We start from the raw sequence: 1279 nt of genomic DNA, 5'->3' as shown, positions 1-1279 counted from the left end.
GTGGGTTCCAGCGCCCCGCGGCGGGTGAGGACGCGCTGGAGGTTGGTCGCCGCGACCTGGTAGCCGAGCGCCGCGGAGTAGATGCCGCGCAGCTCGGAGACGGTGAACTCGGCGGGGGCCAGCGCGAAGCCGATGTTGGTGTAGGACAGCTTGGCGCGCAGCCGGTCCCGGGTGGCCAGCACGATCCGCTGGTGGTCGAAGGCGGTCGGCGGCAGGTCCTCGACCGGGTGCCACCGGGTGTCGGCGGGGACCTCGGGGTCGACGTCGGACGGCACCAGACCGAGGAAGGCGGTGGCCACCACGCGGCGGTCGGGCACCCGGTCCGGGGCGCTGAACACCGACAGCTGCTCGACGTGGGAGAGCTTGTGCACGTCGACCTTCTCCGCGAGCTGACGGCGGATCGAGGTCTCCACGTCTTCGGTGGCGGCGAGCCGTCCGCCGGGCAGCGACCAGCGGTGCACGTCCGGTTCCCGGGCGCGCTGCCAGAGCATCACCTGCAGGTGGTCGTCGCGGACCTGGAGGACCCCGGCGAGCACTTCGTGACCAGCGTCGCTCTCGTTCGGGTGACCAGCGGTGTTAGGATGTGGCACGTTTTCGATTCTAAGGCGAAAACCCCGGGGTGGTTGATCCGGGGTGTACAGCGGAACTTCCGGCCAGCCGACCGGGGGATCCGGCGAGGAGGACGAGATGGCCGCTACTGCCACCTGGGAGCGGACCGACGCCGGTTACACGGGAGTGCAGGCCGACGCCGACTGGGCCCGGGAGATCCGAGCGTTGGCCGACGAGCGGGACGCGGTGCTGCTGGCGCACAACTACCAGCTGCCCGAGATCCAGGACGTCGCCGACCACACCGGCGACTCGCTGGCGCTGAGCCGCATCGCGGCCAGCAGCAGCGCGAGCACGATCGTCTTCTGCGGCGTGCACTTCATGGCCGAGACCGCCAAGATCCTCGGCCCGGAGAAGACGGTGCTCATCCCGGACGAGCGCGCGGGCTGCTCGCTGGCCGACTCGATCACCGCCGAGCAGCTGCGCGCCTGGAAGGCCGAGCACCCGGGCGCGGTCGTGGTGTCCTACGTGAACACCACCGCCGAGGTGAAGGCGGAGACCGACATCTGCTGCACCTCGTCCAACGCGGTCGACGTGGTGCGCTCCATCCCGGCCGACCGCGAGGTGCTGTTCTGCCCCTGGTTCATGTGGGAGGACCTGGTGCGCGGCGCGCTCGGCGCGGTGGTCCTGGCCGACACCCGCCGGTTGGAGGACTGCTTCGCCGCCGTCGAGT

The 1279-nt window shown here is 70.9% G+C and carries 2 protein-coding genes; one reads left to right on the top strand and one right to left on the bottom strand.

Features of this window, described 5'->3' with window-relative positions; translation table 11 throughout:
- Positions 1 to 491, bottom strand: a 491-nt coding sequence (locus ABT324_RS33325) for an NUDIX hydrolase (protein WP_351185891.1), incomplete at its 3' end; no start/stop codon positions are given.
- A gap of 196 nt (positions 492 to 687) precedes the next feature.
- On the opposite strand from ABT324_RS33325, the gene ABT324_RS33320 reads away from it, so the two are divergent.
- Positions 688 to 1279, top strand: a 592-nt coding sequence (locus tag ABT324_RS33320; protein ID WP_351185888.1) for a quinolinate synthase, incomplete at its 3' end; no start/stop codon positions are given.

Source organism: Saccharopolyspora sp. NPDC000359, assembly GCF_040300525.1.
Classification (GTDB): Bacteria; Actinomycetota; Actinomycetes; order Mycobacteriales; family Pseudonocardiaceae; genus Saccharopolyspora.
The sequence above is the reverse complement of the archived record's forward strand: the minus strand, read 5'-3'. Positions and strand labels throughout refer to the sequence as shown.